The sequence below is a fragment of the Lelliottia sp. WB101 genome, from assembly GCF_003051885.1.
In the GTDB taxonomy this organism is placed as follows: Bacteria; Pseudomonadota; Gammaproteobacteria; order Enterobacterales; family Enterobacteriaceae; genus Enterobacter; species Enterobacter nimipressuralis.
Genome location: NZ_CP028520.1, coordinates 1,403,307 through 1,428,428 on the forward strand (window position 1 = coordinate 1,403,307; position 25,122 = coordinate 1,428,428).

Sequence of the window (25,122 nt, forward strand, 5' to 3'; positions counted from 1 at the left end):
GATAGCAATGGAATTAGTATTGAAAGACGCGCAGAGCGCGCTGACTGTTTCCGAAACTACCTTCGGTCGTGATTTCAACGAAGCGCTGGTTCACCAGGTTGTAGTTGCTTATGCAGCTGGTGCTCGTCAGGGTACTCGTGCTCAGAAGACTCGTGCTGAAGTAACTGGTTCCGGCAAAAAGCCGTGGCGCCAGAAAGGTACCGGCCGTGCGCGTTCAGGTTCTATCAAGAGCCCGATCTGGCGTTCCGGTGGCGTGACCTTCGCTGCTCGCCCGCAGGACCACAGTCAAAAAGTAAACAAAAAGATGTACCGCGGCGCGCTGAAAAGCATTCTGTCCGAACTGGTACGTCAGGATCGTCTGATCGTTGTCGAGACGTTCTCTGTAGAAGCGCCTAAAACTAAGCTGCTGGCACAGAAACTGAAAGACATGGCTCTGGAAGATGTGCTGATCATCACCGGTGAGCTGGACGAAAACCTGTTCCTGGCTGCGCGCAACCTGCACAAGGTTGACGTACGCGATGCAACTGGTATCGACCCGGTTAGCCTGATCGCCTTCGACAAAGTCGTAATGACTGCTGATGCTGTTAAGCAAGTTGAGGAGATGCTGGCATGATTCGTGAAGAACGTCTGCTGAAGGTGCTTCGTGCACCGCACGTTTCTGAAAAAGCGTCTGCTGCGATGGAAAAAACAAATACCATCGTTCTCAAAGTTGCTAAAGACGCGACCAAAGCAGAAATCAAAGCTGCTGTGCAGAAACTGTTTGAAGTCGAAGTCGAAGTCGTTAACACCCTGGTCGTTAAAGGGAAAGTTAAACGTCACGGACAGCGTATCGGTCGTCGTAGCGACTGGAAAAAAGCTTACGTCACCCTGAAGGAAGGCCAGAATCTGGACTTCGTCGGCGGCGCTGAGTAAGTCGGAGGAGTAATACAATGGCAGTTGTTAAATGTAAACCGACATCTCCGGGTCGTCGCCACGTCGTTAAAGTGGTCAACCCAGAGCTGCACAAGGGCAAACCTTTTGCTCCGCTGGTTGAAAAAAACAGCAAATCCGGTGGTCGTAACAACAATGGCCGTATCACCACTCGTCACATCGGTGGTGGTCACAAGCAGGCTTATCGTATTGTTGACTTCAAACGCAACAAAGACGGTATCCCGGCAATTGTTGAGCGTCTTGAGTACGATCCGAACCGTTCCGCGAACATCGCGCTGGTTCTGTACAAAGATGGCGAACGCCGTTACATCCTGGCCCCTAAAGGCCTGAAAGCTGGCGACCAGATTCAGTCTGGCGTTGATGCTGCAATCAAAGCAGGTAACACCCTGCCGATGCGCAATATCCCGGTTGGTTCTACCGTTCATAACGTAGAAATGAAACCAGGTAAAGGCGGTCAGCTGGCACGTTCCGCTGGTACTTACGTTCAGATCGTTGCTCGTGATGGTGCTTATGTCACCCTGCGTCTGCGTTCTGGTGAAATGCGTAAAGTAGAAGCAGACTGCCGTGCAACTCTGGGCGAAGTTGGCAATGCTGAGCATATGCTGCGCGTTCTGGGTAAAGCAGGTGCTGCACGCTGGCGTGGTGTTCGTCCTACCGTTCGCGGTACTGCGATGAACCCAGTCGATCACCCACATGGTGGTGGTGAAGGTCGTAACTTTGGTAAGCACCCTGTAACTCCATGGGGCGTTCAGACCAAAGGTAAGAAGACCCGCAGCAACAAGCGTACTGATAAATTTATCGTACGTCGCCGTAGCAAATAATTTTAGAGGATAAGCCATGCCACGTTCTCTCAAGAAAGGTCCTTTTATTGACCTGCACTTGCTGAAGAAGGTAGAGAAAGCGGTGGAAAGCGGAGACAAGAAGCCCCTGCGCACTTGGTCCCGTCGTTCAACGATCTTTCCTAACATGATCGGTTTGACCATCGCTGTCCATAATGGTCGTCAGCACGTTCCAGTCTTTGTTTCCGACGAAATGGTCGGTCATAAACTGGGTGAATTCGCACCGACTCGTACTTATCGCGGCCATGCTGCTGATAAAAAAGCGAAGAAGAAATAAGGTAGGAGGAAGAGATGGAAACTTTAGCTCAACATCGCCATGCTCGTTCTTCTGCTCAGAAGGTTCGCCTTGTTGCTGACCTGATTCGCGGTAAGAAAGTGTCGCAGGCCCTGGACATCCTGACCTATACCAACAAGAAAGCTGCGGTATTGGTCAAGAAAGTACTGGAATCTGCCATTGCTAACGCTGAACACAACGATGGCGCTGACATTGACGATCTGAAAGTTGCGAAAATCTTCGTAGATGAAGGCCCAAGCATGAAGCGCATTATGCCGCGTGCGAAAGGTCGTGCAGATCGCATCCTGAAGCGCACCAGCCACATTACTGTGGTTGTGTCCGATCGCTGAGACTCTGGAGACTAGCAATGGGTCAGAAAGTACATCCTAATGGTATTCGCCTGGGTATTGTAAAACCATGGAATTCAACCTGGTTTGCGAACACCAAAGAATTCGCTGACAACCTGGACAGCGATTTTAAAGTACGTCAGTACCTGACTAAGGAACTGGCTAAAGCGTCTGTATCTCGTATCGTTATCGAGCGTCCGGCTAAGAGCATTCGTGTGACTATTCACACCGCTCGCCCGGGTATCGTTATCGGTAAGAAAGGCGAAGACGTAGAAAAACTGCGCAAGGTCGTAGCGGATATCGCTGGCGTTCCTGCACAGATCAATATCGCTGAAGTTCGTAAGCCTGAACTGGACGCTAAATTGGTTGCTGATAGCATCACTTCACAGCTGGAACGTCGTGTTATGTTCCGTCGTGCTATGAAGCGTGCTGTACAGAACGCAATGCGTCTGGGCGCTAAAGGTATCAAAGTTGAAGTTAGCGGCCGTCTCGGCGGCGCGGAAATCGCACGTACCGAATGGTACCGCGAAGGTCGCGTACCGTTGCACACTCTGCGTGCTGACATCGACTACAACACCTCTGAAGCGCACACCACTTACGGTGTAATCGGCGTTAAGGTATGGATCTTCAAAGGTGAGATCCTGGGTGGTATGGCTGCTGTTGAACAACCGGAAAAACCGGCTGCGCAACCTAAAAAGCAGCAGCGTAAAGGCCGTAAATAAGGAGCGTCGCTGATGTTACAACCAAAGCGTACAAAATTCCGTAAAGTGCATAAAGGCCGCAACCGTGGTCTGGCGCAGGGTACGGATGTTAGCTTCGGCACTTTCGGTCTGAAAGCTGTTGGCCGTGGTCGTCTGACTGCACGTCAGATCGAAGCAGCACGTCGTGCAATGACCCGTGCAGTTAAGCGTCAAGGTAAAATCTGGATCCGTGTATTCCCGGACAAACCAATTACCGAGAAGCCGCTGGAAGTTCGTATGGGTAAAGGTAAAGGTAACGTGGAGTATTGGGTTGCCTTGATTCAGCCGGGTAAAGTCCTGTATGAAATGGACGGCGTACCGGAAGAGCTAGCCCGTGAAGCATTCGGCCTGGCAGCAGCGAAACTGCCGATTAAAACCACCTTTGTAACTAAGACGGTGATGTAATGAAAGCAAATGAGCTGCGTGAAAAAAGCGTTGAAGAGCTGAACGCTGAGCTGCTGAACCTGCTGCGTGAGCAGTTTAACCTCCGCATGCAGGCTGCAAGTGGCCAGCTGCAACAGACTCACCTGCTGAAGCAAGTGCGTCGTGATGTTGCACGCGTTAAGACTTTACTGACTCAGAAGGCGGGTGCGTAATGACCGATAAAATCCGTACTCTGCAAGGTCGTGTTGTTAGCGACAAAATGGAGAAATCCATTGTTGTTGCTATCGAACGCATTGTGAAACACCCGATCTACGGTAAATTCATCAAGCGTACGACCAAACTGCACGTACATGACGAGAACAACGAATGCGGTATCGGTGACGTGGTTGAAATCCGCGAATGCCGTCCGCTGTCCAAGACTAAGTCCTGGACGCTGGTTCGCGTTGTAGAGAAAGCCGTTCTGTAATACAGTTAGGCCTCTCAATACGAATACACGGCTCAGTAATGAGCCGTGTATTTTTTCTACCCATATTGTAGAACCGGTGTTATAATGCCGCGCCCTCGATATGGGGCTTTTCGACGACTCTGATTTTAGGGTCTCAGGTAGTAGTTGACATTAGCGGAGCACTAAAATGATCCAAGAACAGACTATGCTGACCGTCGCCGACAACTCCGGTGCACGTCGCGTAATGTGTATCAAGGTTCTGGGTGGCTCGCACCGTCGCTACGCAGGCGTAGGCGACATCATCAAGATCACCATCAAAGAAGCAATTCCACGTGGTAAGGTCAAGAAAGGTGATGTGCTGAAAGCGGTAGTGGTGCGCACCAGGAAGGGTGTTCGTCGCCCTGACGGTTCTGTCATTCGCTTCGATGGTAATGCATGCGTTATTTTAAACAATAACAGCGAGCAGCCTATCGGCACGCGTATCTTTGGGCCGGTAACTCGTGAACTTCGTACTGAAAAGTTCATGAAAATTATCTCTCTGGCACCAGAAGTACTCTAAGGAGCGAATCATGGCAGCGAAAATCCGTCGTGATGACGAAGTTATCGTGTTAACCGGTAAAGATAAAGGTAAACGCGGTAAAGTAAAAAATGTTCTGTCTTCCGGCAAGATCATTGTTGAAGGTATCAACCTGGTTAAGAAACATCAGAAGCCGGTTCCGGCCCTGAACCAACCAGGTGGCATCGTTGAAAAAGAAGCTGCAATTCAGGTTTCTAACGTTGCACTCTTCAACGCGGCAACCGGCAAGGCTGACCGTGTAGGCTTTAGATTCGAAGACGGCAAAAAAGTCCGTTTCTTCAAGTCTAACAGCGAAACTATCAAGTAATTTGGAGTAGTACGATGGCGAAACTGCATGATTACTACAAAGACGAAGTAGTTAGCAAACTCATGACTGAGTTTAACTACAATTCTGTCATGCAAGTCCCTCGGGTCGAGAAGATCACCCTGAACATGGGTGTTGGTGAAGCGATCGCTGACAAGAAACTGCTGGATAACGCAGCAGCTGATCTGACAGCAATCTCCGGTCAAAAGCCGTTGATCACCAAAGCACGCAAATCTGTTGCAGGCTTCAAAATCCGTCAGGGCTATCCGATCGGCTGTAAAGTAACTCTGCGTGGCGAACGCATGTGGGAGTTCCTTGAGCGCCTGATCTCTATTGCTGTTCCACGTATCCGTGACTTCCGTGGCTTGTCCGCTAAGTCATTCGATGGTCGTGGTAACTACAGCATGGGTGTCCGTGAGCAGATCATCTTCCCAGAGATCGACTACGATAAAGTCGACCGCGTGCGTGGTTTGGATATTACCATTACCACTACTGCGAACTCTGACGAAGAAGGCCGTGCTCTGCTGGCTGCCTTTGACTTCCCGTTCCGCAAGTAAGGTAGGGTTACTGAATGGCTAAGCAATCAATGAAAGCACGCGAAGTAAAGCGCGTAGCTTTAGCTGATAAATTCTTCGCTAAACGCGCTGAACTGAAAGCGATCATTTCTGATGTGAACGCTTCCGACGAAGATCGTTGGAACGCAGTTCTGAAGCTGCAGTCTCTGCCGCGTGATTCCAGCCCGTCTCGTCAGCGTAACCGCTGTCGTCAAACTGGTCGTCCGCACGCTTTCCTGCGGAAGTTCGGGTTGAGCCGTATTAAGGTCCGTGAAGCCGCTATGCGCGGTGAAATCCCGGGTCTGAAAAAGGCTAGCTGGTAATTGTCACCAATTGAATCACGGGAGTAAAGACAGATGAGCATGCAAGATCCGATCGCGGATATGCTGACCCGTATCCGTAACGGTCAGGCCGCGAACAAAGTTGCGGTCACCATGCCTTCCGCCAAGCTGAAAGTGGCAATTGCCAATGTGCTGAAGGAAGAAGGTTTTATCGAAGATTTTAAAGTTGAAGGCGACACCAAGCCGGAACTGGAACTTACTCTTAAGTATTTCCAGGGTAAAGCTGTTGTAGAAAGCATTCAGCGTGTCAGCCGCCCAGGCCTGCGCATCTATAAGAAAAAAGATGAGCTGCCTAAAGTTATGGCTGGTCTGGGTATCGCAGTTGTTTCTACCTCTAAAGGTGTTATGACTGATCGTGCAGCGCGCCAAGCTGGTCTTGGTGGCGAAATTATCTGCTACGTAGCCTAATCGGAGGAAAGAATGTCTCGTGTTGCTAAAGCACCGGTCGTCATTCCTGCCGGCGTTGATGTAAAAATCGACGGTCAGGTTATTACGATCAAAGGTAAAAACGGCGAGCTGACTCGTACCCTCAACAATGCTGTTGAAGTTAAACATGCAGATAATGCTCTGACCTTCGGTCCGCGTGATGGTTTCGTGGATGGATGGGCTCAGGCTGGTACCGCGCGTGCCCTGCTGAACTCAATGGTTGTTGGTGTTACCGAAGGCTTCACTAAAAAGCTTCAGCTGGTTGGTGTAGGTTATCGTGCAGCTATCAAAGGGAATGCAGTAGGCCTGTCTCTGGGCTTCTCTCACCCCGTTGAGCATCAGCTGCCTGCTGGTATCACTGCAGAATGTCCGTCTCAGACTGAAATCGTGCTGAAAGGCGCGGATAAACAGCTGATCGGTCAGGTTGCAGCAGACCTGCGCGCCTACCGTCGTCCTGAGCCTTATAAAGGCAAGGGTGTTCGTTACGCCGACGAAGTCGTGCGTACCAAAGAGGCTAAGAAGAAGTAAGGTAACACTATGGATAAGAAATCTGCTCGTATCCGTCGTGCGACCCGCGCACGCCGCAAGCTCAAAGAGCTGGGTGCAACTCGCCTGGTGGTACATCGTACCCCGCGTCATATTTACGCACAGGTCATTGCACCAAACGGTTCTGAAGTTCTGGTAGCTGCTTCTACTGTAGAAAAAGCTATTACTGAACAATTGAAGTACACCGGTAACAAAGACGCTGCTGCAGCTGTCGGTAAAGCTGTTGCTGAACGCGCTCTGGAAAAAGGCATCAAAGTCGTGTCCTTTGACCGTTCCGGGTTCCAATATCATGGTCGTGTCCAGGCACTGGCAGATGCTGCCCGTGAAGCTGGCCTTCAGTTCTAAGGTAGAGGTGTAAGATGGCTCACATCGAAAAACAAGCTGGCGAACTGCAGGAAAAGCTGATCGCGGTTAACCGCGTATCTAAAACCGTTAAAGGTGGTCGTATTTTCTCCTTCACAGCTCTGACTGTTGTTGGTGATGGTAATGGTCGCGTTGGTTTTGGTTACGGTAAAGCGCGTGAAGTTCCAGCAGCGATCCAGAAAGCGATGGAAAAAGCCCGTCGCAATATGATTAACGTCGCGCTGAACCACGGCACCCTGCAACACCCTGTTAAAGGTGTTCACACGGGTTCTCGTGTCTTCATGCAGCCGGCTTCAGAAGGTACCGGTATTATTGCCGGTGGTGCAATGCGCGCCGTTCTCGAAGTCGCTGGAGTTCATAACGTTCTGGCTAAAGCATATGGTTCTACCAACCCGATTAACGTGGTTCGTGCAACTATTGATGGCCTGGAAAATATGAATTCTCCAGAAATGGTCGCTGCCAAGCGTGGTAAATCCGTTGAAGAAATTCTGGGGTAATTGACCATGGCAAAGACTATTAAAATCACTCAAACCCGCAGTGCAATCGGTCGTCTGCCGAAACACAAGGCAACGCTGCTTGGCCTGGGTCTGCGTCGTATTGGTCATACCGTTGAGCGTGAGGATACTCCCGCTGTACGTGGTATGGTCAACGCGGTTTACTTCATGGTTAAAGTTGAGGAGTAAGAGATGCGTTTAAATACTCTGTCTCCAGCCGAAGGCTCTAAAAAGGCGGGTAAACGCCTTGGTCGTGGTATCGGTTCTGGCCTCGGTAAAACCGGTGGTCGTGGTCACAAAGGTCAGAACTCTCGTTCTGGCGGTGGCGTACGTCGCGGTTTCGAGGGTGGCCAGATGCCACTGTACCGTCGTCTGCCGAAATTCGGTTTCACCTCTCGCAAATCAGCGATTACAGCGGAAATCCGTCTGTCTGACCTGGCGAAAGTTGAAGGCGGCGTTGTAGACCTGAACACGCTGAAAGCAGCAAACATTATCGGTATCCAGATCGAGTTCGCGAAAGTGATCCTGGCTGGTGAAGTAACTACTCCGGTAACTGTTCGTGGCCTGCGTGTTTCTAAAGGCGCTCGTGCTGCTATCGAAGCTGCTGGCGGTAAAATTGAGGAATAAGTAGCAGATGGCTAAGCAACCGGGATTAGATTTTCAAAGTGCCAAGGGTGGATTTGGCGAACTGAAACGCAGACTTTTGTTTGTAGTTGGTGCGCTGATCGTTTTCCGTATTGGCTCTTTTATTCCGATCCCTGGTATCGATGCCGCTGTACTTGCTAAACTGCTTGAGCAACAGCGAGGCACCATCATTGAGATGTTTAACATGTTCTCTGGTGGTGCTCTCAGCCGTGCTTCTATCTTTGCACTGGGTATCATGCCGTATATTTCGGCATCTATTATTATCCAACTGCTTACGGTCGTTCATCCGGCCCTGGCAGAGCTGAAGAAAGAAGGGGAGTCTGGTCGTCGTAAGATCAGCCAGTACACCCGTTACGGCACTCTGGTGCTGGCAATATTTCAGTCGATCGGTATTGCTACCGGTTTACCGAATATGCCTGGTATGCAGGGCCTGGTTATTAACCCGGGCTTTGCATTCTATTTCACCGCTGTTGTAAGTCTGGTCACAGGGACTATGTTCCTGATGTGGCTCGGCGAACAGATTACTGAGCGAGGTATCGGTAACGGTATCTCAATCATTATCTTCGCCGGTATCGTTGCGGGACTCCCGCCAGCCATTGCCCATACGATCGAGCAAGCGCGTCAAGGCGACCTGCACTTCCTCCTGTTGCTATTGGTTGCAGTATTAGTATTTGCAGTGACGTTCTTTGTTGTCTTCGTTGAACGTGGTCAACGCCGCATTGTGGTGAACTACGCGAAACGTCAGCAGGGTCGTCGTGTCTATGCTGCACAGAGCACACATTTACCGCTGAAAGTGAATATGGCCGGGGTTATCCCAGCGATCTTCGCTTCCAGTATCATTCTGTTCCCAGCAACCATCGCGTCATGGTTCGGGGGCGGAACCGGTTGGAACTGGCTGACAACAATTTCGCTGTATTTGCAGCCTGGGCAACCGCTTTATGTGTTACTCTATGCGTCTGCAATCATATTCTTCTGTTTCTTCTACACGGCGTTGGTCTTCAACCCGCGTGAAACAGCAGATAACCTGAAGAAGTCCGGTGCATTTGTACCAGGAATTCGTCCGGGAGAGCAAACGGCGAAGTATATCGATAAAGTAATGACTCGTCTGACTTTGATTGGCGCGTTGTATATTACTTTTATCTGCCTGATCCCGGAGTTCATGCGTGATGCAATGAAAGTACCGTTCTACTTCGGTGGGACCTCACTGCTTATCGTTGTTGTCGTGATTATGGACTTTATGGCTCAAGTGCAAACTCTGATGATGTCCAGTCAGTATGAGTCTGCCTTGAAGAAGGCGAACCTGAAAGGCTACGGCCGTTAATTGGTCGCCCGAGAAGTTACGGAGAGTAAAAATGAAAGTTCGTGCTTCCGTCAAGAAATTATGCCGTAACTGCAAAATCGTTAAGCGTGATGGCGTCATCCGCGTGATTTGCAGTGCCGAGCCGAAACATAAACAGCGTCAAGGCTGATTATTTCGCATTTTTTTCTTGCAAAGTTGGGTTGAGCTGGCTAGATTAGCCAGCCAATCTTTTGTATGTCTGTACGTTTCCATTTGAGTATCCTGAAAACGGGCTTTTCAGCATGGTGCGTACATATTAAATAGTAGGAGTGCATAGTGGCCCGTATAGCAGGCATTAACATTCCTGATCAGAAACATGCTGTGATCGCATTAACTTCGATCTATGGCGTCGGCAAGACCCGTTCCAAAGCCATTCTGGCTGCAGCGGGTATCGCTGAAGATGTTAAGATCAGTGAGCTGTCTGAAGAACAAATCGACACGCTGCGTGACGAAGTTGCCAAATTTGTCGTTGAAGGTGATCTGCGCCGTGAAGTTAGCATGAGCATCAAGCGCCTTATGGACCTTGGTTGCTATCGCGGTTTGCGTCATCGTCGTGGTCTCCCGGTTCGCGGTCAGCGCACCAAGACCAACGCACGTACCCGTAAGGGTCCGCGCAAACCGATCAAGAAATAATCGGGGTGATTGAATAATGGCAAAGGCACCAATTCGTGCACGTAAACGTGTAAGAAAACAAGTCTCTGACGGCGTGGCTCATATCCATGCTTCTTTTAACAACACCATCGTTACTATTACTGATCGTCAGGGTAACGCATTGGGTTGGGCAACAGCCGGTGGTTCCGGTTTCCGTGGTTCTCGCAAATCTACTCCGTTCGCAGCCCAGGTTGCAGCAGAGCGTTGTGCAGAAGCCGTAAAAGAATACGGCATCAAGAATCTGGAAGTTATGGTTAAAGGTCCGGGTCCGGGTCGCGAATCAACTGTTCGTGCTCTGAACGCCGCTGGTTTCCGCATCACTAATATTACTGATGTGACTCCGATCCCTCATAACGGTTGTCGTCCGCCGAAAAAACGTCGCGTATAACGCTTACGTTTTCTAGGATTGTTGGAGATAGAAAATGGCAAGATATTTGGGTCCTAAGCTCAAGCTGAGCCGTCGTGAGGGCACCGACTTATTCCTTAAGTCTGGCGTTCGCGCGATCGATACCAAGTGTAAAATTGAACAAGCTCCTGGCCAGCACGGTGCGCGTAAACCGCGTCTGTCTGACTATGGTGTGCAGTTGCGTGAAAAGCAAAAAGTTCGCCGTACCTACGGTGTGCTGGAGCGTCAGTTCCGTAACTACTATAAAGAAGCAGCACGTCTGAAAGGCAACACCGGTGAAAACCTGTTGGCTCTGCTGGAAGGTCGTCTGGACAACGTTGTTTACCGTATGGGCTTCGGCGCTACTCGTGCTGAATCACGCCAACTGGTTAGCCATAAAGCAATCATGGTAAACGGTCGTGTTGTTAACATCGCTTCTTATCAGGTTAAAGCGAACGACGTTGTTAGCATTCGTGAGAAAGCGAAAACGCAATCTCGCGTGAAAGCCGCTCTGGAGCTGGCTGAGCAGCGTGAAAAGCCAACCTGGCTGGAAGTTGATGCTGGCAAGATGGAAGGCACGTTCAAGCGTCAGCCAGAACGTTCTGATCTGTCTGCGGACATTAACGAACACCTGATCGTCGAGCTTTACTCCAAGTAAAGCTTAGTACCAAAGAGAGGACACAATGCAGGGTTCTGTGACAGAGTTTCTAAAACCGCGCCTGGTAGATATCGAGCAAGTGAGTTCGACGCACGCCAAGGTGACCCTTGAGCCTTTAGAGCGTGGCTTTGGCCATACTCTGGGTAACGCACTGCGCCGTATTCTGCTCTCATCGATGCCGGGTTGCGCGGTGACCGAAGTTGAGATTGATGGTGTACTTCATGAGTACAGCACCAAAGAAGGCGTTCAGGAAGATATCCTTGAAATCCTGCTCAACCTGAAAGGGCTGGCGGTGAGAGTTCAGGGGAAAGATGAAGTTATTCTTACTCTGAATAAATCTGGCATTGGCCCTGTGACTGCAGCCGACATTACCCATGATGGTGATGTCGAAATCGTCAAGCCGCAGCACGTGATCTGCCACCTGACCGATGAGAACGCAGCTATTAGCATGCGTATCAAAGTTCAGCGCGGTCGTGGTTATGTGCCGGCTTCTGCCCGAATTCATTCGGAAGAAGATGAGCGCCCAATCGGCCGTCTGCTGGTCGACGCATGTTACAGCCCTGTAGAGCGTATTGCCTACAATGTTGAAGCAGCGCGTGTAGAACAGCGTACCGACCTGGACAAGCTGGTCATCGAAATGGAAACCAACGGCACAATCGATCCTGAAGAGGCGATTCGTCGTGCGGCAACCATTCTGGCAGAACAACTTGAAGCTTTCGTTGACTTACGTGATGTTCGTCAGCCGGAAGTTAAAGAAGAGAAACCAGAGTTCGATCCGATCCTGCTGCGCCCTGTTGACGATCTGGAATTGACTGTCCGCTCTGCTAACTGCCTCAAGGCAGAAGCTATCCACTATATCGGTGATCTGGTACAGCGTACCGAGGTTGAGTTGCTGAAAACGCCTAACCTGGGTAAAAAATCTCTTACTGAGATTAAAGACGTGCTGGCTTCACGTGGTCTGTCTCTGGGTATGCGCCTGGAAAACTGGCCACCAGCAAGCATTGCTGACGAGTAACCGGATCACAGGTTAAGGTTTTACTGAGAAGGATAAGGTCATGCGCCATCGTAAGAGTGGTCGTCAACTGAACCGTAACAGCAGCCATCGCCAGGCTATGTTCCGCAACATGGCAGGTTCACTGGTTCGTCATGAGATCATCAAGACGACCCTGCCTAAAGCGAAAGAGCTGCGTCGCGTAGTTGAGCCGCTGATTACTCTTGCCAAGACTGACAGCGTTGCTAATCGTCGTCTGGCATTCGCCCGTACTCGTGATAACGAGATCGTGGCAAAACTGTTTAACGAACTGGGCCCGCGTTTCGCGAGCCGTGCCGGTGGTTACACTCGTATTCTGAAGTGTGGCTTCCGTGCAGGCGACAACGCTCCGATGGCATACATCGAGCTGGTTGATCGTTCTGAATCGAAAGCAGAAGCTGCTGCAGAGTAATCTGCAGTAACGTAAAAGAACCCGCTTCGGCGGGTTTTTTTATATCCCCTGAATCATCCTTTCTCTACACTGTCTGAATCCACTCTTATACTTCGGAGTTTTACGATGTGGCTGCTTGATCAATGGGCAGAACGTCATATCCTGGATGCCCAACGTAAAGGCGAGTTTCGCGATCTTCCAGGCGCTGGCCAACCGCTTACACTTGATGATGATACCCTGGTTCCCGCTGAATTACGGTCGGGCTATCGATTATTAAAAAATGCCGGTTGCCTTCCTCCAGAGCTCGAAAATCGTAAGGATGCGTTGGCTCTTGCTGATTTGCTTAAAGGCATTGAACCTGGTGATCCTGAAGCGCAGGAAATCCGTCGCCGGTTGGCGCTTGTTGAGCTTAAATTGCAGCAAGCCGGAGTGAATACCGATTTCCTGCATGGTGAATATTCGGATCGTTTGTTTAAAACAATCATAGGAGATTACTAATGTATCGCATTGGGGAACTCGCGAAGCTTGCCGACGTTACGCCAGACACTATCCGCTACTATGAAAAGCAGCAGATGATGGAACATGAGGTTCGCACGGAGGGTGGCTTTCGGCTTTACACTGAAAAGGATCTTCAGCGTCTCAAGTTCATCCGCTATGCGCGGCAGCTCGGTTTTACGCTGGAATCGATCAGAGAACTGCTTTCGATCCGTATCGATCCTGAACACCACACCTGTCAGGAATCGAAAAGCATCGTTCAGGCCAGGTTAACGGAGGTGGAAGCGAGAATTGAAGAGCTACAAACCATGCAGCGTTCACTGCAGCGTCTTAATGATGCGTGTTGCGGTACGGCACATAGCAGCCTCTACTGTTCAATACTCGAAACACTGGAACAAGGCGCCAGTGGCATACCGCGTGGCTGTTGATTTTTAAAATGAGTGGATCTACACTCGCGCCGATTTTACTTACAATCTGGAGATATTATGAGCCGCTATCAGCATACGAAGGGGCAAATTCAGGATAATGCCATTGAGGCTTTGTTACATGATCCACTGTTTCGCCAGCGGGTCGAAAAGAATAAAAAAGGGAAGGGAAGTTATCTGCGAAAAGGAAAACATGGCAAACGGGGTAACTGGGAGGCCAGTGGCAAGAAAGTGATTCACTTTTTTACCACTGGCCTTCTGGCTTTATGCGCCTGATTACGGGCGACTGTTCTGCTCTTTCAATAGATCGCGAATTTCAGTCAGTAAAACTTCTTCTTTTGTCGGTGCCGGTGGTGCAGCTGCCGGTTCTTCTTTTTTACGGTTCAATTTATTAATCAGCTTAATCGCCATAAAGATTGCGAAGGCAACGATCAAAAAGTCGAAAATATTCTGAATAAATACGCCATAGTGCATCACGACTGCAGGGATATCGCCTTGTGCATCTCTGAGAGTGAAAGCAAATTGTTTGAAATCGACACCACCAATTAACAGCCCTAACGGTGGCATAATGATATCGGCAACCAGAGATGAAACAATCTTGCCGAATGCTGCACCAATAATCACACCCACTGCCAAATCTACTACATTCCCGCGCATCGCAAATTCGCGAAATTCTTTAATTACACTCATTTTATTCTCCTTGAGCCAGCTAACGATCCTAAGTTTAACAAATCATTAGCCAATTTCCATTGAGGATAAATATTCGTTATGAAAAATTAACCATTATAAAATAGAGGGTTAATAAAAAAGGCGCCCGAATGAGCGCCTTTCACCATTACAGGAAGAATGGACTTGGCTGGAACAGACGTTCGACGTCGGTAATAAACTTTTTATCTGTCAGGAACATAATGACGTGATCGCCCTGTTCGATGCGCAAATTATCATTAGCGATCATGACATCATTCCCGCGCACCACGGCACCGATTATTGTGCCTGGCGGTAGTTTAATTTCGTCAATGGCTCGGCCAACAACGCGAGAGGTGGTTTCATCTCCGTGAGCGACGGCTTCAATTGCCTCGGCAACGCCACGACGGAGGGAGGAAACGCCGACAATATCCGCTTTACGGACATGGCTTAACAGCGCTGAAATGGTTGCCTGCTGTGGTGAGATGGCAATATCAATGACGCTGCCTTGTACCAAATCGACATAGGCCCGGCGCTGAATGAGCACCATGACTTTTTTGGCACCCATGCGTTTTGCCAGCATGGCCGACATGATATTGGCCTCATCGTCATTGGTAACGGCAATGAACAGATCAACTTGATCAATATGTTCTTCCGCCAGCAATTCCTGATCCGATGCGTCGCCATAAAACACGATCGTATTCTGTAGTTTTTCTGCCAGCTCTGCAGCGCGCTGTTGATCGCGTTCGATCAACTTCACGCTGTAATCTTTTTCAAGCCGGTGCGCCAGACCAGCACCAATATTCCCGCCGCCTACCAACATGATGCGCTTATAAGGTTTTTCCAGACGCTGGAGTTCGCTCATTACGGCGCGGATATGCTGCGAGGCAGCAATGAAGAACACTTCATCTCCAGCTTCGACAATGGTGGAGCCTTGCGGGCGAATGGGACGGTCATGACGGAATATTGCCGCCACACGCGTATCAATATGGGGCATATGCTCGCGCATGGTGGAGAGTGCATTACCAATCAGCGGGCCGCCGTAGTAAGCCTTCACAACCGCCAGGCTGACTTTCCCCTCGGCAAAGTTCACAACCTGCAGGGCGCCAGGATATTCAATCAAACGGTAAATACTGTCGATAACCAGTTGTTCTGGGGCGATAAGATGATCAATCGGCACCGCTTCAGAATTGAAGAGCTTTTCTGCATCTCGGACGTAATCCGGTGAGCGAATACGTGCAATTCGGTTCGGGGTGTTGAATAACGAATAGGCGACCTGGCAGGCGACCATATTTGTTTCATCCGAACTGGTCACCGCGACCAACATGTCCGCATCGTCAGCACCCGCTTCGCGAAGTACGCGCGGGTGCGAACCGTGCCCCTGCACTACGCGTAGATCGAATTTATCCTGCAATCCCCGCAGCCGATCGCCATTGGTGTCGACGATCGTGATGTCGTTATTTTCGCCCACCAGGTTTTCAGCCAGCGTGCCGCCGACCTGTCCTGCGCCCAGAATGATTATCTTCATAGCTTGCGACCCGTTTTCAACATCACGCTTTGATTAGCTTAGCGTAAAAGAAGCCATCACCTTCTTCCGCTCCCGGTAGGTTTTGGATTCCCGGAACATCGGCTGTGCCCGTCATGTGTAACGCAGCATCAGGAGTACGTTTCAGGAATGCGGCAATCTGCTGGGCGTTTTCTTCCGGAAGAACGGAGCATGTTGCATAAACCAACGTTCCGCCAGACTTCAGATGCGGCCAGACTGCATCAAGGATTTCGCTTTGCAGCTGAGCCAGCTCATTGATATCGCGATCCCGGCGCAGCCATTTGATATCAGGATGACGACGAATCACACCAGTTGCCGAGCAAGGGGCGTCCAGCAGGATACGATCAAACTGTTCATCGCCGCACCATTGGGAAGGGGTACGTCCGTCACCTTGCTTGACTTCCGCTTTCAGACCCAGGCGTTTCAGGTTGTCATATACACGGGACAGTCGCTGCTCGTCCACGTCGACAACCAATACTTTAGCTTGTGGCGCAGCTTCAAGAATATGCGTCGTTTTACCACCTGGAGCGGCGCACAGATCGAGAATACGTTCGCCGTTTTGTGGCGCAAGCCAGGTGATACACCCTTGGGCGGAGGCGTCTTGAACGGTAACCCAACCCTGGTCAAAACCAGGCAATGCCTGCACAGGGGCAGGGGATGCCAGACGCACTGCATCGGGGTAGGCGTCATGCGTAAAACCGCTCATTTCAGCGTGTTCAAGCAGAGCCAACCATTCATCGCGAGTATGGTGGATGCGGTTCACTCGTAGCCACATTGGCGGGCGTTGATTGTTGGCGTCAACAATGGATTCCCATTGCTGCGGATAGGCTTTTTTCAGGCGCTTAAGCAGCCATTCCGGATGCAGAAAACGCTGTTCGGACTGGTTGAACTCTGCCTCCAGTTCTTCCTGCTGACGCTGGAACTGGCGCAATACACCGTTGATCAGCCCCTTCAACTGCGGACGCTTAATCGCCACGGCGCCTTCAACGGTCTCTGCCAGGGCGGCGTGAGGGGGAATGCGCGTATGAAGCAGCTGGTAGAATCCGACCATAATCAAATAGTGGATAGTGCGCTGTTTACCCGTCATTGGTCGGGACATCAGCTTGTTAATTAGCCACTCCTGCTGCGAGAGCGTACGCAGTACGCCAAAGCACAGTTCCTGGAGAAGAGCTTTGTCTTTATCAGACACTTTCTGCTGAAGCGGCGGCAAGATATTGCTCAGCGATTGACCTTGTTCGACCACTTTCTCAATGGCCTGTGCAGCCATGCTGCGAAGATTTAGTTTTTTCATAACCGCAAAAATAAAAATGCCCGGAAACTCCGGGCTTTTGGATTAAATGTGTTTAGCCGAGATGTTTACCCGGCGTAAACCACTCACGACGGGAATTCAGGAGGTCCTGTGCGCTCATTGCTTTTTTACCGGCGGGCTGGAGCGACTCCAGATTCAGGATCCCTTCGCCCGTTGCAACCTGAATACCCTGTTTATTTGCATCAATGATTGTGCCAGGTTCCGCGCGGGAGTCGCCATCAATGACCGATGCTTTCCAGATTTTCACTGGCTGCTCGTCGATGGTCAGCCAGCTCATGGGCCACGGGTTAAATGCGCGGATGCAACGTTCAAGTTGGGCAGCAGAAAGTGACCAGTCGAGCTGCGCCTCTTCTTTACTGAGCTTTTCAGCATAGGTGACAAGTGATTCATCCTGAACTTCAGGCTGGGTTTTGCCATCGGCCAGTTGCTGCAACGTCTCAATAAGCCCCTGTGGACCGAGATCAGCCAGCTTGTCGTACAGCGTTGCACTGGTATCTTCTGGAGTGATAGGGCATGCCAGTTTGTACAGCATATCTCCCGTATCCAATCCTACGTCCATCTGCATGATGGTGACGCCGGTTTCGTTATCTCCCGCCCAGAGCGAACGCTGAATAGGTGCGGCCCCGCGCCAGCGTGGGAGAAGAGAACCATGCACATTGATGCAGCCCAGACGCGGCATATCCAGAACCGCTTTTGGGAGAATTAATCCGTAGGCCACGACAACCATGACATCGGCATTCAGTTCTGAGACAAGCTGCTGATTTTCCTGAGGACGTAAAGATACAGGCTGGAAAACGGGCAAGCCATGCTCTTCGGCCAGTACTTTAACCGGGCTTGGCATCAGTTTCTTACCACGGCCTGCAGGACGATCCGGTTGAGTGAACACTCCGACAACCTGGTGACCCGATGATAACAGCGCGTCCAGGTGACGCGCTGCAAAGTCCGGGGTTCCCGCGAAGATAATGCGTAACTTTTTAGACACGTTATTCCTTGTATCCGGGGGGCACGTTATGCGCGAGTGCGCATACGATCCAGTTTCTCGACTTTCTGACGAATACGCTGCTGCTTCAGTGGAGAGAGGTAATCGATAAACAGTTTACCGACCAGATGATCCATCTCGTGCTGAATACAGATTGCCAGAAGATCGTCTGCTTCCAGTTCAAATGGGTTGCCGTCACGATCAAGCGCGCGGATTTTCACTTTCTCGGCGCGAGGCACCAGCGCACGCTGTTCAGGAATGGACAAACAGCCTTCTTCGATTCCTGTTTCGCCGCTCTTCTCGAGCAGTTCCGGGTTGATCAACACCAGACGATCTTCGCGATTCTCTGAAACATCAATCACGATAATACGTTTGTGGATATTCACCTGGGTCGCCGCGAGGCCGATGCCTTCTTCAGCGTACATCGTATCGAACATATCATCGACGATACGTTGAATTTCTGCATTCACTTCTTTGACCGGTTCAGCAACAATGCGAAGGCGCTCGTCCGGGATATGTAACACTTGCAAAACTGCCATAAATTTCCAGAGCCGTTGTTCAGGAGTTGAAAAGATTATTACCTCTATTCTAGACAAATCCCCCTCTGATTGACAGCATCGGTGACCAATCGCAAGGATTGCTGGAGCCGCTTATGGCAGGGAATAGGATGACTTCCACTGAGATATGGTTACGCCTAATCAACATTGGGGATTTGTGTGGTGATACGATGTTGATGGCTGCGCAACGTTTGACGCGACGAGAGAATATTGATGAAGCAGTACTGACAGAGGCGGGCCTGACGAAGAAGCAGGCCAGTAAATTTATGAGCATGAAAGAAGCTGACCTTGAACGCTCGCTTAAATGGCTCGAAATTCCGGGGCATTATCTCATTTGCGCAGATAACCCACACTATCCTCAGCGGTTACGAACCCTGGACTACCCAGGCGCTTTATTCGTTAAAGGCAATGTTGATGCGCTGAAAAGCGTTCAACTGGCGGTGGTCGGTAGCCGTTCACCTTCCTGGTATGGTGAGAGATGGGGCAAGATTTTCTGTGAGCATCTGGCAAGATGTGGATTCACTATCACCAGCGGACTGGCGCGCGGGATTGATGGTGTTGCTCATCGGGCAGCGCTCTCTGTTCAGGGGAGAAGTATTGCCGTTCTTGGCAATGGCCTGTTCAGTGTTTACCCCCCTCGTCATGTCTCTCTTGCACAGAGCATTATTGACGCTGAGGGCGCGGTGATATCTGAGTTTTCGCTTGCCACTTCGCCGTGGCCTGCTAATTTCCCCCGACGTAATCGCATTATTAGTGGCCTGAGTCAGGGCGTACTGGTTGTTGAGGCGGCGCAACGGAGTGGGTCGCTGGTCACCGCTCGATGTGCCATGGAGCAGGGGCGAGAAGTATTTGCGTTGCCCGGCCCCATTGGCAATCCCGGTTGTGAAGGGCCGCACTGGCTCATCAAGCAAGGCGCGACGCCTGTGACCAGCCCAGAGGAAATCCTGGAAAATTTGCAATATGGGCTAACCTGGATCCCAGATGAGCCTGAAAAATCACTTTATTCATCAGATCAGGAGGAGGTGGCATTGCCATTTCCTGAGCTCCTGGCTAACGTAGGAGATGAGGTAACACCTGTTGACGTTGTCGCTGAACGTGCCGGCCAATCTGTGCCTGTGACGGTAGCACAGCTACTCGAACTGGAGTTAGCAGGATGGATCGCAGCTGTACCCGGCGGCTATGTCCGATTGAGGAGGGCAAGCCATGTTCGACGTACTGATGTATTTGTTTGAGACTTACATCCATAACGAAGCTGAAATGCGCGTGGATCAGGATCGGCTGACGCGGGATCTTACCGATGCAGGATTTGAACGGGAAGATATCTATAACGCCTTAATGTGGTTAGAAAAGCTGGCTGATTATCAGGAAGGCCTTGTCGAACCCATGCAGCTCGCTTCTGATCCGCTGTCTGTTCGTATTTTTACGGCTGAAGAGTGTGAAAGGCTGGATGCCAGTTGCCGGGGATTTATCTTATTCCTGGAACAGATTCAGGTGCTAAACCTCGAAACCCGAGAGATGGTGATAGAGCGCGTCATGGCGTTGGATACGGCAGAATTTGAACTGGAAGATCTAAAATGGGTGATTCTGATGGTTCTGTTTAATATTCCGGGCTGTGAAAATGCCTATCAGCAAATGGAAGAATTACTCTTTGAAGTGAATGAAGGTATGCTGCATTAATTCATCTATGTAGCTCCAAGAGTTGTTATGGCCAAATCAGCACTGTTTACGGTGTCTAATAACGAGCCCTGCCCACAGTGTGGGGCTAATCTTGTCATCCGGTCCGGGAAACACGGTCCGTTTCTCGGTTGTTCACACTATCCAGAATGTGATTATGTCCGTCCCCTGAAGAGTCAGGCGGACGGGCATATCGTCAAAATTCTGGAGGGGCAGCTATGCCCGGTCTGTGGTGCTGCTCTGGCATTACGTCAGGGGCGCTTCGGTATGTTTATCGGCTGTAGCCACTACCCTGAATGTAGCCATACCGAGCAAATTGATAAACCAGATGAGACCGCGATTGCTTGTCCCCAGTGCCAACAGGGACAGCTGGTACAGCGTCGTTCCCGTTTCGGTAAAACGTTCCATTCCTGCGATCGCTATCCTGAATGCCAGTTCGTTATCAATTTCAAACCAGTAGCGGGGATTTGCCCTCACTGCGATTATCCGCTGCTCATCGAGAAGAAAACGGCACAGGGCATAAAACTGTTCTGTGCCAGTAAACAATGTGGAAAGCCGGTTTCGGCGGATTAAACCTGTGAAGAATAAATTAACATCGGACTCCATTGCCCGTGCGCTGGAAGTCTTGAGAAAAGAAGAAGTCATCGCCTATCCAACGGAAGCTGTATTTGGGGTCGGATGCGATCCTGACAGCGAATTGGCCGTTACGCGTCTATTAGAACTGAAGCAAAGACCGGTCGAAAAGGGACTCATCCTGATTGCTGCAAACTTTGAGCAACTCAAGCCTTACATTGATGATTCGATGTTGAACGAGGCGCAGCGAGAGACTATTTCTGCGGCATGGCCTGGTCCAGTCACTTTTGTTTTCCCGGCGCTGCCGACCACGCCGCGTTGGCTGACGGGGCGCTTTGATTCCCTTGCAGTGCGTGTTACCGATCATCCGCTGGTGGTTGAGCTGTGCCAGACATTTGGTAAGCCGCTGGTTTCTACCAGTGCCAATCTGACAGGGCTGCCACCTTGCCGCACATCGCAAGAAGTGCTTGCCCAGTTTGGTGATGATTTCCCGGTGGTTATCGGTGAAACGGGTGGTCGTCAGAATCCATCGGAAATTCGCGATGCGTTAACCGGCGAGCGCTTTCGCCAGGGGTAATAGGATGGATAAGTACGCGGTTTTTGGTAATCCAATAGCTCACAGCAAGTCACCGTTCATTCATCAGCAATTTGCTGAACAGCTGCAAATCGATCATCCCTATGGCCGCGTTCTGGCGCCCGTCGATGATTTTGTACCGACGCTGAATGCTTTTTTTGACGCGGGCGGCAAAGGGGCTAACATCACCGTGCCCTTTAAAGAAGAGGCATTCGCCCGGGCGGATGAGTTAACCGAGCGCGCCTCCCTTGCCGGGGCGGTGAATACCCTCAAGCGTCTGGAGGACGGACGCCTGCTGGGTGACAACACCGATGGTATTGGCTTATTAAGCGATCTCGAAAGGCTCTCTTTTATTAAGAAGGGTTTTCGTATTCTTTTGATTGGCGCGGGCGGTGCCTCTCGCGGCGTATTGTTGCCACTTCTTTCTATGGATTGTGCTGTCACGATCACTAACCGCACGTTCTCCCGCGCAAAAGAACTGGCTACGCTCTTTGCCCATACGGGCAGCGTGAACGTGGTGGCAATGGAAGATCTGGGTGAGCATGAATTTGATCTCATCATTAATGCGACATCCAGCGGGATCGGTGGCGCTGTACCAGCGCTCCCTTCTTCAATAATCAGTCCTCACATTTATGTCTATGACATGTTCTATCAAAAGGGCAAAACGCCTTTCCTGAGCTGGTGTGAAGAACGCGGCGCGAAGCATCTGGCCGATGGCCTGGGCATGCTGGTGGGGCAAGCGGCACATGCTGTTCTGCTTTGGCATGGCGTATTACCCGCAGTAGAACCCGTTATTGAAAAACTGAAACAGGAATTGCTGGCATGAACCAGGCGATTCATTTTCCAGACAGGGAAGTCTGGGACGACAGCAAACAGGCAGTCTGTTTTCCCGTACTGTTTAACGGTATGCAGATGACCTGCGCTATTACGGGCAAGTTATTGCTAAGACGTTTTGGCGGGACGATACCGCTGGAGGTCTTTAGGGATCATCGCTGGGATCTTGAAGAAGAAGCCAGCGATATGATCCATAACGAGCTGGAGGACGATCAAGGGTGGGTGTGGTTTTCCTGATCCAGGTAGTCGTCTTTCCATTTGACGTAGTTATTCGCCGAATATTTCAGCCCTTCGATTTCCGTCTCTTTTAACCGACGGATCTGTTTTACCGGGCTGCCTAAATAGAGATAGCCGCTTTCCAGGCGTTTGTTTTGCGGGACCAGACTCCCGGCGCCTATCATCACATCGTCTTCTACAACTACCCCATCCAGCAGAATAGATCCCATCCCCACCAGTACCCGGTTGCCAATAGTGCAGCCGTGTAACATCACTTTATGACCGACAGTGACCTCTTCTCCAATAATGAGGGGATTACCTTCTGGGTTATAGGACGACTTATGGGTAACGTGTAAAACGCTACCGTCCTGAATATTGGTGCGCGCGCCGATATTCACGTAATTCACATCACCCCTGATCGCGACGAGCGGCCAGATGCTGACATCATCATCCATTCTGACATCGCCGATGAGTACGCTACTGGGATCGATCATCACGCGTTCCCCCATTTTCGGGAACAGATCTTTATAGGGACGGAGTACTGCAGACATATCAACCTCGACTGGTGAGCTTATACAGAAGATTTTGATCATATTATGCAGCATGGAGGGGTGTTAAATGCGTCAATTTTTAAGCAGATCGGGCAGGATCTCATCGAAAAGCGTGGAAAAGCAGCTGTCAGGAAAAAAGATCTAAAAAACGCTTGTGCTAAAAACTGGGATCCCTATAATGCGCCTCCATCGACACGGCAGATGTGAATCACTTCACACAAACAGCCGGTTCGGTTGAAGAGAAAAAATCCTGAAATTCAGGGTTGACTCTGAAAGAGGAAAGCGTAATATACGCCACCTCGCAACGGTGAGCGAAAGCCGCGTTGCACTGCTCTTTAACAATTTATCAGACAATCTGTGTGGGCACTCAAAGTGACATGGATTCTAAACGTCGAAAGACGCTAAATGAATACCAAAGTCTCTGAGTGAACATACGTAATTCATTACGAAGTTTAATTCACGAGCATCAAACTTAAATTGAAGAGTTTGATCATGGCTCAGATTGAACGCTGGCGGCAGGCCTAACACATGCAAGTCGAGCGGTAGCACAGAGAGCTTGCTCTCGGGTGACGAGCGGCGGACGGGTGAGTAATGTCTGGGAAACTGCCTGATGGAGGGGGATAACTACTGGAAACGGTAGCTAATACCGCATAACGTCGCAAGACCAAAGAGGGGGACCTTCGGGCCTCTTGCCATCAGATGTGCCCAGATGGGATTAGCTAGTAGGTGGGGTAATGGCTCACCTAGGCGACGATCCCTAGCTGGTCTGAGAGGATGACCAGCCACACTGGAACTGAGACACGGTCCAGACTCCTACGGGAGGCAGCAGTGGGGAATATTGCACAATGGGCGCAAGCCTGATGCAGCCATGCCGCGTGTATGAAGAAGGCCTTCGGGTTGTAAAGTACTTTCAGCGAGGAGGAAGGCATTGTGGTTAATAACCACAGTGATTGACGTTACTCGCAGAAGAAGCACCGGCTAACTCCGTGCCAGCAGCCGCGGTAATACGGAGGGTGCAAGCGTTAATCGGAATTACTGGGCGTAAAGCGCACGCAGGCGGTCTGTCAAGTCGGATGTGAAATCCCCGGGCTCAACCTGGGAACTGCATTCGAAACTGGCAGGCTAGAGTCTTGTAGAGGGGGGTAGAATTCCAGGTGTAGCGGTGAAATGCGTAGAGATCTGGAGGAATACCGGTGGCGAAGGCGGCCCCCTGGACAAAGACTGACGCTCAGGTGCGAAAGCGTGGGGAGCAAACAGGATTAGATACCCTGGTAGTCCACGCCGTAAACGATGTCGACTTGGAGGTTGTTCCCTTGAGGAGTGGCTTCCGGAGCTAACGCGTTAAGTCGACCGCCTGGGGAGTACGGCCGCAAGGTTAAAACTCAAATGAATTGACGGGGGCCCGCACAAGCGGTGGAGCATGTGGTTTAATTCGATGCAACGCGAAGAACCTTACCTACTCTTGACATCCACGGAATTTAGCAGAGATGCTTTAGTGCCTTCGGGAACCGTGAGACAGGTGCTGCATGGCTGTCGTCAGCTCGTGTTGTGAAATGTTGGGTTAAGTCCCGCAACGAGCGCAACCCTTATCCTTTGTTGCCAGCGGTTCGGCCGGGAACTCAAAGGAGACTGCCAGTGATAAACTGGAGGAAGGTGGGGATGACGTCAAGTCATCATGGCCCTTACGAGTAGGGCTACACACGTGCTACAATGGCGTATACAAAGAGAAGCGACCTCGCGAGAGCAAGCGGACCTCATAAAGTACGTCGTAGTCCGGATTGGAGTCTGCAACTCGACTCCATGAAGTCGGAATCGCTAGTAATCGTAGATCAGAATGCTACGGTGAATACGTTCCCGGGCCTTGTACACACCGCCCGTCACACCATGGGAGTGGGTTGCAAAAGAAGTAGGTAGCTTAACCTTCGGGAGGGCGCTTACCACTTTGTGATTCATGACTGGGGTGAAGTCGTAACAAGGTAACCGTAGGGGAACCTGCGGTTGGATCACCTCCTTACCTGAAAGAACCTGCCTTTGTAGTGTCC

The 25,122-nt window shown here is 50.7% G+C and carries 41 protein-coding genes and 1 rRNA gene; 36 read left to right on the forward strand and 6 right to left on the reverse strand.

Annotation, left to right across the window (positions count from 1 at the left end):
• Positions 1-7: 7 nt before the first annotated feature.
• The 29 genes from rplD to arfA all read left to right on the forward strand — a co-directional run bounded on the left by rplD (position 8) and on the right by arfA (position 13,859).
• The gene (gene rplD / locus DAI21_RS06575) at positions 8-613 is read left to right on the forward strand and encodes a 50S ribosomal protein L4 (protein ID WP_015960716.1); all 606 of its coding nucleotides are present in this window, start codon (positions 8-10) and stop codon (positions 611-613) included.
• On the forward strand, positions 610-912 hold the full coding sequence (gene rplW, locus DAI21_RS06580; protein WP_004868363.1) for a 50S ribosomal protein L23: 303 nt from the start codon (positions 610-612) through the stop codon (positions 910-912). Before rplD ends, rplW begins: the two co-directional genes overlap by 4 nt.
• Before the next feature lie 17 nt (positions 913-929).
• Entirely contained in the window at positions 930-1,751 is an 822-nt protein-coding gene (gene rplB, locus DAI21_RS06585) for a 50S ribosomal protein L2 (protein WP_042312092.1), read from the forward strand.
• 16 nt (positions 1,752-1,767) lie between these two features.
• Positions 1,768-2,046: a 30S ribosomal protein S19 gene (gene rpsS, locus DAI21_RS06590; RefSeq protein ID WP_001138115.1), complete on the forward strand. Its 279-nt coding sequence runs from the start codon at positions 1,768-1,770 to the stop codon at positions 2,044-2,046.
• Between the two features lie 14 nt (positions 2,047-2,060).
• Positions 2,061-2,393, forward strand: a complete 333-nt coding sequence (gene rplV / locus DAI21_RS06595; protein ID WP_002919773.1) for a 50S ribosomal protein L22 — start codon at positions 2,061-2,063, stop codon at positions 2,391-2,393.
• A gap of 17 nt (positions 2,394-2,410) precedes the next feature.
• Positions 2,411-3,112, forward strand: a complete 702-nt coding sequence (gene rpsC / locus DAI21_RS06600) for a 30S ribosomal protein S3 (RefSeq protein WP_000529945.1) — start codon at positions 2,411-2,413, stop codon at positions 3,110-3,112.
• A gap of 12 nt (positions 3,113-3,124) precedes the next feature.
• Positions 3,125-3,535, forward strand: coding sequence for a 50S ribosomal protein L16 (rplP, locus tag DAI21_RS06605; RefSeq protein ID WP_002919759.1), 411 nt, complete (start codon positions 3,125-3,127; stop codon positions 3,533-3,535).
• Complete coding sequence (gene rpmC, locus DAI21_RS06610; RefSeq protein WP_032614707.1) at positions 3,535-3,726, forward strand: 50S ribosomal protein L29; 192 nt, start codon at positions 3,535-3,537, stop codon at positions 3,724-3,726. The genes rplP and rpmC overlap by 1 nt, the downstream gene beginning before the upstream one ends.
• Positions 3,726-3,980 (forward strand): 30S ribosomal protein S17, encoded by a 255-nt coding sequence (gene rpsQ, locus DAI21_RS06615; protein ID WP_006817275.1) that lies wholly within the window; start codon positions 3,726-3,728, stop codon positions 3,978-3,980. The genes rpmC and rpsQ overlap by 1 nt, the downstream gene beginning before the upstream one ends.
• 166 nt (positions 3,981-4,146) lie before the next feature.
• Positions 4,147-4,518 (forward strand): 50S ribosomal protein L14, encoded by a 372-nt coding sequence (gene rplN / locus DAI21_RS06620; protein WP_015960712.1) that lies wholly within the window; start codon positions 4,147-4,149, stop codon positions 4,516-4,518.
• Between the two features lie 10 nt (positions 4,519-4,528).
• Positions 4,529-4,843: a 50S ribosomal protein L24 gene (gene rplX, locus DAI21_RS06625; RefSeq protein WP_016538464.1), complete on the forward strand. Its 315-nt coding sequence runs from the start codon at positions 4,529-4,531 to the stop codon at positions 4,841-4,843.
• A 14-nt stretch (positions 4,844-4,857) separates the two neighbouring features.
• On the forward strand, positions 4,858-5,397 hold the full coding sequence (gene rplE, locus DAI21_RS06630) for a 50S ribosomal protein L5 (protein ID WP_015960710.1): 540 nt from the start codon (positions 4,858-4,860) through the stop codon (positions 5,395-5,397).
• A 14-nt stretch (positions 5,398-5,411) separates the two neighbouring features.
• Positions 5,412-5,717, forward strand: a complete 306-nt coding sequence (gene rpsN / locus DAI21_RS06635) for a 30S ribosomal protein S14 (protein ID WP_015960709.1) — start codon at positions 5,412-5,414, stop codon at positions 5,715-5,717.
• A gap of 33 nt (positions 5,718-5,750) precedes the next feature.
• Positions 5,751-6,143 (forward strand): 30S ribosomal protein S8, encoded by a 393-nt coding sequence (gene rpsH, locus DAI21_RS06640; RefSeq protein ID WP_006178918.1) that lies wholly within the window; start codon positions 5,751-5,753, stop codon positions 6,141-6,143.
• Positions 6,144-6,155: 12 nt separating this feature from the next.
• Entirely contained in the window at positions 6,156-6,689 is a 534-nt protein-coding gene (gene rplF, locus DAI21_RS06645; protein ID WP_100778650.1) for a 50S ribosomal protein L6, read from the forward strand.
• Between the two features lie 9 nt (positions 6,690-6,698).
• Entirely contained in the window at positions 6,699-7,052 is a 354-nt protein-coding gene (gene rplR / locus DAI21_RS06650) for a 50S ribosomal protein L18 (protein WP_015960708.1), read from the forward strand.
• A 14-nt stretch (positions 7,053-7,066) separates the two neighbouring features.
• Entirely contained in the window at positions 7,067-7,567 is a 501-nt protein-coding gene (gene rpsE / locus DAI21_RS06655) for a 30S ribosomal protein S5 (protein ID WP_002438697.1), read from the forward strand.
• Positions 7,568-7,573: 6 nt separating this feature from the next.
• A complete protein-coding gene (gene rpmD, locus DAI21_RS06660; RefSeq protein ID WP_003863301.1) occupies positions 7,574-7,753 on the forward strand; it encodes a 50S ribosomal protein L30 in 180 nt (59 codons plus the stop codon).
• Positions 7,754-7,756: 3 nt separating this feature from the next.
• Positions 7,757-8,191 carry a 50S ribosomal protein L15 gene (rplO, locus tag DAI21_RS06665; RefSeq protein WP_100778651.1) on the forward strand — a complete coding sequence of 145 codons (435 nt, stop codon included), beginning with the start codon at positions 7,757-7,759 and terminating at the stop codon, positions 8,189-8,191.
• Positions 8,192-8,198: 7 nt separating this feature from the next.
• Positions 8,199-9,530, forward strand: coding sequence for a preprotein translocase subunit SecY (gene secY / locus DAI21_RS06670; protein ID WP_095283665.1), 1,332 nt, complete (start codon positions 8,199-8,201; stop codon positions 9,528-9,530).
• Between the two features lie 31 nt (positions 9,531-9,561).
• Positions 9,562-9,678 (forward strand): 50S ribosomal protein L36, encoded by a 117-nt coding sequence (gene rpmJ / locus DAI21_RS06675; protein WP_000868187.1) that lies wholly within the window; start codon positions 9,562-9,564, stop codon positions 9,676-9,678.
• A 146-nt stretch (positions 9,679-9,824) separates the two neighbouring features.
• Positions 9,825-10,181, forward strand: a complete 357-nt coding sequence (rpsM, locus tag DAI21_RS06680) for a 30S ribosomal protein S13 (protein WP_003031135.1) — start codon at positions 9,825-9,827, stop codon at positions 10,179-10,181.
• A gap of 16 nt (positions 10,182-10,197) precedes the next feature.
• Entirely contained in the window at positions 10,198-10,587 is a 390-nt protein-coding gene (gene rpsK, locus DAI21_RS06685; protein WP_003031137.1) for a 30S ribosomal protein S11, read from the forward strand.
• Between the two features lie 34 nt (positions 10,588-10,621).
• On the forward strand, positions 10,622-11,242 hold the full coding sequence (gene rpsD, locus DAI21_RS06690) for a 30S ribosomal protein S4 (RefSeq protein ID WP_100778652.1): 621 nt from the start codon (positions 10,622-10,624) through the stop codon (positions 11,240-11,242).
• Between the two features lie 25 nt (positions 11,243-11,267).
• Positions 11,268-12,257 carry a DNA-directed RNA polymerase subunit alpha gene (gene rpoA / locus DAI21_RS06695; protein ID WP_002919219.1) on the forward strand — a complete coding sequence of 330 codons (990 nt, stop codon included), beginning with the start codon at positions 11,268-11,270 and terminating at the stop codon, positions 12,255-12,257.
• A 40-nt stretch (positions 12,258-12,297) separates the two neighbouring features.
• Positions 12,298-12,684 (forward strand): 50S ribosomal protein L17, encoded by a 387-nt coding sequence (gene rplQ, locus DAI21_RS06700; RefSeq protein ID WP_001216372.1) that lies wholly within the window; start codon positions 12,298-12,300, stop codon positions 12,682-12,684.
• A 105-nt stretch (positions 12,685-12,789) separates the two neighbouring features.
• The gene (locus DAI21_RS06705) at positions 12,790-13,161 is read left to right on the forward strand and encodes a DUF1992 domain-containing protein (RefSeq protein ID WP_107702733.1); all 372 of its coding nucleotides are present in this window, start codon (positions 12,790-12,792) and stop codon (positions 13,159-13,161) included.
• Positions 13,161-13,586 (forward strand): Zn(2+)-responsive transcriptional regulator, encoded by a 426-nt coding sequence (gene zntR, locus DAI21_RS06710; RefSeq protein WP_100778654.1) that lies wholly within the window; start codon positions 13,161-13,163, stop codon positions 13,584-13,586. Before DAI21_RS06705 ends, zntR begins: the two co-directional genes overlap by 1 nt.
• A gap of 57 nt (positions 13,587-13,643) precedes the next feature.
• Positions 13,644-13,859, forward strand: a complete 216-nt coding sequence (gene arfA, locus DAI21_RS06715; RefSeq protein ID WP_100778655.1) for an alternative ribosome-rescue factor ArfA — start codon at positions 13,644-13,646, stop codon at positions 13,857-13,859.
• Here arfA and mscL read toward each other — a convergent pair whose 3' ends face one another.
• The 5 genes from mscL to def form a co-directional block, all read right to left on the reverse strand.
• Positions 13,860-14,273, reverse strand: a complete 414-nt coding sequence (gene mscL, locus DAI21_RS06720) for a large-conductance mechanosensitive channel protein MscL (RefSeq protein WP_100778656.1) — start codon at positions 14,271-14,273, stop codon at positions 13,860-13,862.
• A 145-nt stretch (positions 14,274-14,418) separates the two neighbouring features.
• The gene (gene trkA, locus DAI21_RS06725; protein ID WP_100778657.1) at positions 14,419-15,795 is read right to left on the reverse strand and encodes a Trk system potassium transporter TrkA; all 1,377 of its coding nucleotides are present in this window, start codon (positions 15,793-15,795) and stop codon (positions 14,419-14,421) included.
• Positions 15,796-15,817: 22 nt separating this feature from the next.
• The gene (gene rsmB, locus DAI21_RS06730; RefSeq protein ID WP_107702734.1) at positions 15,818-17,104 is read right to left on the reverse strand and encodes a 16S rRNA (cytosine(967)-C(5))-methyltransferase RsmB; all 1,287 of its coding nucleotides are present in this window, start codon (positions 17,102-17,104) and stop codon (positions 15,818-15,820) included.
• Between the two features lie 52 nt (positions 17,105-17,156).
• Positions 17,157-18,104, reverse strand: coding sequence for a methionyl-tRNA formyltransferase (gene fmt / locus DAI21_RS06735; protein WP_107702735.1), 948 nt, complete (start codon positions 18,102-18,104; stop codon positions 17,157-17,159).
• A gap of 26 nt (positions 18,105-18,130) precedes the next feature.
• On the reverse strand, positions 18,131-18,640 hold the full coding sequence (def, locus tag DAI21_RS06740) for a peptide deformylase (protein WP_100778660.1): 510 nt from the start codon (positions 18,638-18,640) through the stop codon (positions 18,131-18,133).
• 128 nt (positions 18,641-18,768) lie between these two features.
• Here def and dprA point away from each other — a divergent pair, with 128 nt between their 5' ends.
• The 6 genes from dprA to DAI21_RS06770 are packed head-to-tail and all read left to right on the forward strand — an operon-like array spanning position 18,769 to position 22,550.
• Entirely contained in the window at positions 18,769-19,890 is a 1,122-nt protein-coding gene (gene dprA, locus DAI21_RS06745; RefSeq protein ID WP_107704222.1) for a DNA-protecting protein DprA, read from the forward strand.
• The gene (gene smg, locus DAI21_RS06750) at positions 19,862-20,335 is read left to right on the forward strand and encodes a DUF494 family protein Smg (RefSeq protein ID WP_102105788.1); all 474 of its coding nucleotides are present in this window, start codon (positions 19,862-19,864) and stop codon (positions 20,333-20,335) included. The genes dprA and smg overlap by 29 nt, the downstream gene beginning before the upstream one ends.
• 27 nt (positions 20,336-20,362) lie before the next feature.
• On the forward strand, positions 20,363-20,905 hold the full coding sequence (locus DAI21_RS06755) for a type I DNA topoisomerase (RefSeq protein ID WP_100778662.1): 543 nt from the start codon (positions 20,363-20,365) through the stop codon (positions 20,903-20,905).
• Positions 20,906-20,909: 4 nt separating this feature from the next.
• Positions 20,910-21,482: an L-threonylcarbamoyladenylate synthase type 1 TsaC gene (tsaC, locus tag DAI21_RS06760; protein WP_102105789.1), complete on the forward strand. Its 573-nt coding sequence runs from the start codon at positions 20,910-20,912 to the stop codon at positions 21,480-21,482.
• A gap of 4 nt (positions 21,483-21,486) precedes the next feature.
• Positions 21,487-22,305 carry a shikimate dehydrogenase gene (gene aroE, locus DAI21_RS06765; RefSeq protein ID WP_107702736.1) on the forward strand — a complete coding sequence of 273 codons (819 nt, stop codon included), beginning with the start codon at positions 21,487-21,489 and terminating at the stop codon, positions 22,303-22,305.
• Positions 22,302-22,550, forward strand: coding sequence for a DUF1488 domain-containing protein (locus DAI21_RS06770; protein WP_107702737.1), 249 nt, complete (start codon positions 22,302-22,304; stop codon positions 22,548-22,550). The genes aroE and DAI21_RS06770 overlap by 4 nt, the downstream gene beginning before the upstream one ends.
• On the opposite strand, the gene DAI21_RS06775 is transcribed toward DAI21_RS06770, so the two are convergent.
• Positions 22,526-23,080, reverse strand: a complete 555-nt coding sequence (locus tag DAI21_RS06775) for a gamma carbonic anhydrase family protein (protein WP_107704223.1) — start codon at positions 23,078-23,080, stop codon at positions 22,526-22,528. The two genes, DAI21_RS06770 and DAI21_RS06775, sit on opposite strands and share 25 nt — an antisense overlap.
• 474 nt (positions 23,081-23,554) lie before the next feature.
• On the opposite strand from DAI21_RS06775, the gene DAI21_RS06780 reads away from it, so the two are divergent.
• A 16S ribosomal RNA gene (locus DAI21_RS06780) occupies positions 23,555-25,094 on the forward strand.
• Positions 25,095-25,122 lie beyond the last annotated feature (28 nt).

What these genes read in the sequence shown, in the direction of transcription:
- def (WP_100778660.1), bottom strand. Translation starts at nt 18,640, where the DNA reads ATGGCAGTTTTGCAAGTGTTACATATCCCGGACGAGCGCCTTCGCATT.
- rpsD (WP_100778652.1), top strand. Translation starts at nt 10,622, where the DNA reads ATGGCAAGATATTTGGGTCCTAAGCTCAAGCTGAGCCGTCGTGAGGGC.
- zntR (WP_100778654.1), top strand. Translation starts at nt 13,161, where the DNA reads ATGTATCGCATTGGGGAACTCGCGAAGCTTGCCGACGTTACGCCAGAC.
- rplO (WP_100778651.1), top strand. Translation starts at nt 7,757, where the DNA reads ATGCGTTTAAATACTCTGTCTCCAGCCGAAGGCTCTAAAAAGGCGGGT.
- rplW (WP_004868363.1), top strand. Translation starts at nt 610, where the DNA reads ATGATTCGTGAAGAACGTCTGCTGAAGGTGCTTCGTGCACCGCACGTT.
- rpsN (WP_015960709.1), top strand. Translation starts at nt 5,412, where the DNA reads ATGGCTAAGCAATCAATGAAAGCACGCGAAGTAAAGCGCGTAGCTTTA.
- rpsH (WP_006178918.1), top strand. Translation starts at nt 5,751, where the DNA reads ATGAGCATGCAAGATCCGATCGCGGATATGCTGACCCGTATCCGTAAC.
- aroE (WP_107702736.1), top strand. Translation starts at nt 21,487, where the DNA reads ATGGATAAGTACGCGGTTTTTGGTAATCCAATAGCTCACAGCAAGTCA.
- rsmB (WP_107702734.1), bottom strand. Translation starts at nt 17,104, where the DNA reads ATGAAAAAACTAAATCTTCGCAGCATGGCTGCACAGGCCATTGAGAAA.
- rplV (WP_002919773.1), top strand. Translation starts at nt 2,061, where the DNA reads ATGGAAACTTTAGCTCAACATCGCCATGCTCGTTCTTCTGCTCAGAAG.
- rplB (WP_042312092.1), top strand. Translation starts at nt 930, where the DNA reads ATGGCAGTTGTTAAATGTAAACCGACATCTCCGGGTCGTCGCCACGTC.
- rplF (WP_100778650.1), top strand. Translation starts at nt 6,156, where the DNA reads ATGTCTCGTGTTGCTAAAGCACCGGTCGTCATTCCTGCCGGCGTTGAT.
- rpmC (WP_032614707.1), top strand. Translation starts at nt 3,535, where the DNA reads ATGAAAGCAAATGAGCTGCGTGAAAAAAGCGTTGAAGAGCTGAACGCT.
- secY (WP_095283665.1), top strand. Translation starts at nt 8,199, where the DNA reads ATGGCTAAGCAACCGGGATTAGATTTTCAAAGTGCCAAGGGTGGATTT.
- rpmD (WP_003863301.1), top strand. Translation starts at nt 7,574, where the DNA reads ATGGCAAAGACTATTAAAATCACTCAAACCCGCAGTGCAATCGGTCGT.
- rpsS (WP_001138115.1), top strand. Translation starts at nt 1,768, where the DNA reads ATGCCACGTTCTCTCAAGAAAGGTCCTTTTATTGACCTGCACTTGCTG.
- DAI21_RS06705 (WP_107702733.1), top strand. Translation starts at nt 12,790, where the DNA reads ATGTGGCTGCTTGATCAATGGGCAGAACGTCATATCCTGGATGCCCAA.
- DAI21_RS06770 (WP_107702737.1), top strand. Translation starts at nt 22,302, where the DNA reads ATGAACCAGGCGATTCATTTTCCAGACAGGGAAGTCTGGGACGACAGC.
- dprA (WP_107704222.1), top strand. Translation starts at nt 18,769, where the DNA reads ATGACTTCCACTGAGATATGGTTACGCCTAATCAACATTGGGGATTTG.
- rpoA (WP_002919219.1), top strand. Translation starts at nt 11,268, where the DNA reads ATGCAGGGTTCTGTGACAGAGTTTCTAAAACCGCGCCTGGTAGATATC.
- DAI21_RS06755 (WP_100778662.1), top strand. Translation starts at nt 20,363, where the DNA reads ATGGCCAAATCAGCACTGTTTACGGTGTCTAATAACGAGCCCTGCCCA.
- arfA (WP_100778655.1), top strand. Translation starts at nt 13,644, where the DNA reads ATGAGCCGCTATCAGCATACGAAGGGGCAAATTCAGGATAATGCCATT.
- rpsK (WP_003031137.1), top strand. Translation starts at nt 10,198, where the DNA reads ATGGCAAAGGCACCAATTCGTGCACGTAAACGTGTAAGAAAACAAGTC.
- rpsC (WP_000529945.1), top strand. Translation starts at nt 2,411, where the DNA reads ATGGGTCAGAAAGTACATCCTAATGGTATTCGCCTGGGTATTGTAAAA.
- rpmJ (WP_000868187.1), top strand. Translation starts at nt 9,562, where the DNA reads ATGAAAGTTCGTGCTTCCGTCAAGAAATTATGCCGTAACTGCAAAATC.
- trkA (WP_100778657.1), bottom strand. Translation starts at nt 15,795, where the DNA reads ATGAAGATAATCATTCTGGGCGCAGGACAGGTCGGCGGCACGCTGGCT.
- rplN (WP_015960712.1), top strand. Translation starts at nt 4,147, where the DNA reads ATGATCCAAGAACAGACTATGCTGACCGTCGCCGACAACTCCGGTGCA.
- rplP (WP_002919759.1), top strand. Translation starts at nt 3,125, where the DNA reads ATGTTACAACCAAAGCGTACAAAATTCCGTAAAGTGCATAAAGGCCGC.
- rplQ (WP_001216372.1), top strand. Translation starts at nt 12,298, where the DNA reads ATGCGCCATCGTAAGAGTGGTCGTCAACTGAACCGTAACAGCAGCCAT.
- rpsE (WP_002438697.1), top strand. Translation starts at nt 7,067, where the DNA reads ATGGCTCACATCGAAAAACAAGCTGGCGAACTGCAGGAAAAGCTGATC.
- mscL (WP_100778656.1), bottom strand. Translation starts at nt 14,273, where the DNA reads ATGAGTGTAATTAAAGAATTTCGCGAATTTGCGATGCGCGGGAATGTA.
- rplR (WP_015960708.1), top strand. Translation starts at nt 6,699, where the DNA reads ATGGATAAGAAATCTGCTCGTATCCGTCGTGCGACCCGCGCACGCCGC.
- rplX (WP_016538464.1), top strand. Translation starts at nt 4,529, where the DNA reads ATGGCAGCGAAAATCCGTCGTGATGACGAAGTTATCGTGTTAACCGGT.
- rpsQ (WP_006817275.1), top strand. Translation starts at nt 3,726, where the DNA reads ATGACCGATAAAATCCGTACTCTGCAAGGTCGTGTTGTTAGCGACAAA.
- rplD (WP_015960716.1), top strand. Translation starts at nt 8, where the DNA reads ATGGAATTAGTATTGAAAGACGCGCAGAGCGCGCTGACTGTTTCCGAA.
- smg (WP_102105788.1), top strand. Translation starts at nt 19,862, where the DNA reads ATGTTCGACGTACTGATGTATTTGTTTGAGACTTACATCCATAACGAA.
- rplE (WP_015960710.1), top strand. Translation starts at nt 4,858, where the DNA reads ATGGCGAAACTGCATGATTACTACAAAGACGAAGTAGTTAGCAAACTC.
- DAI21_RS06775 (WP_107704223.1), bottom strand. Translation starts at nt 23,080, where the DNA reads ATGTCTGCAGTACTCCGTCCCTATAAAGATCTGTTCCCGAAAATGGGG.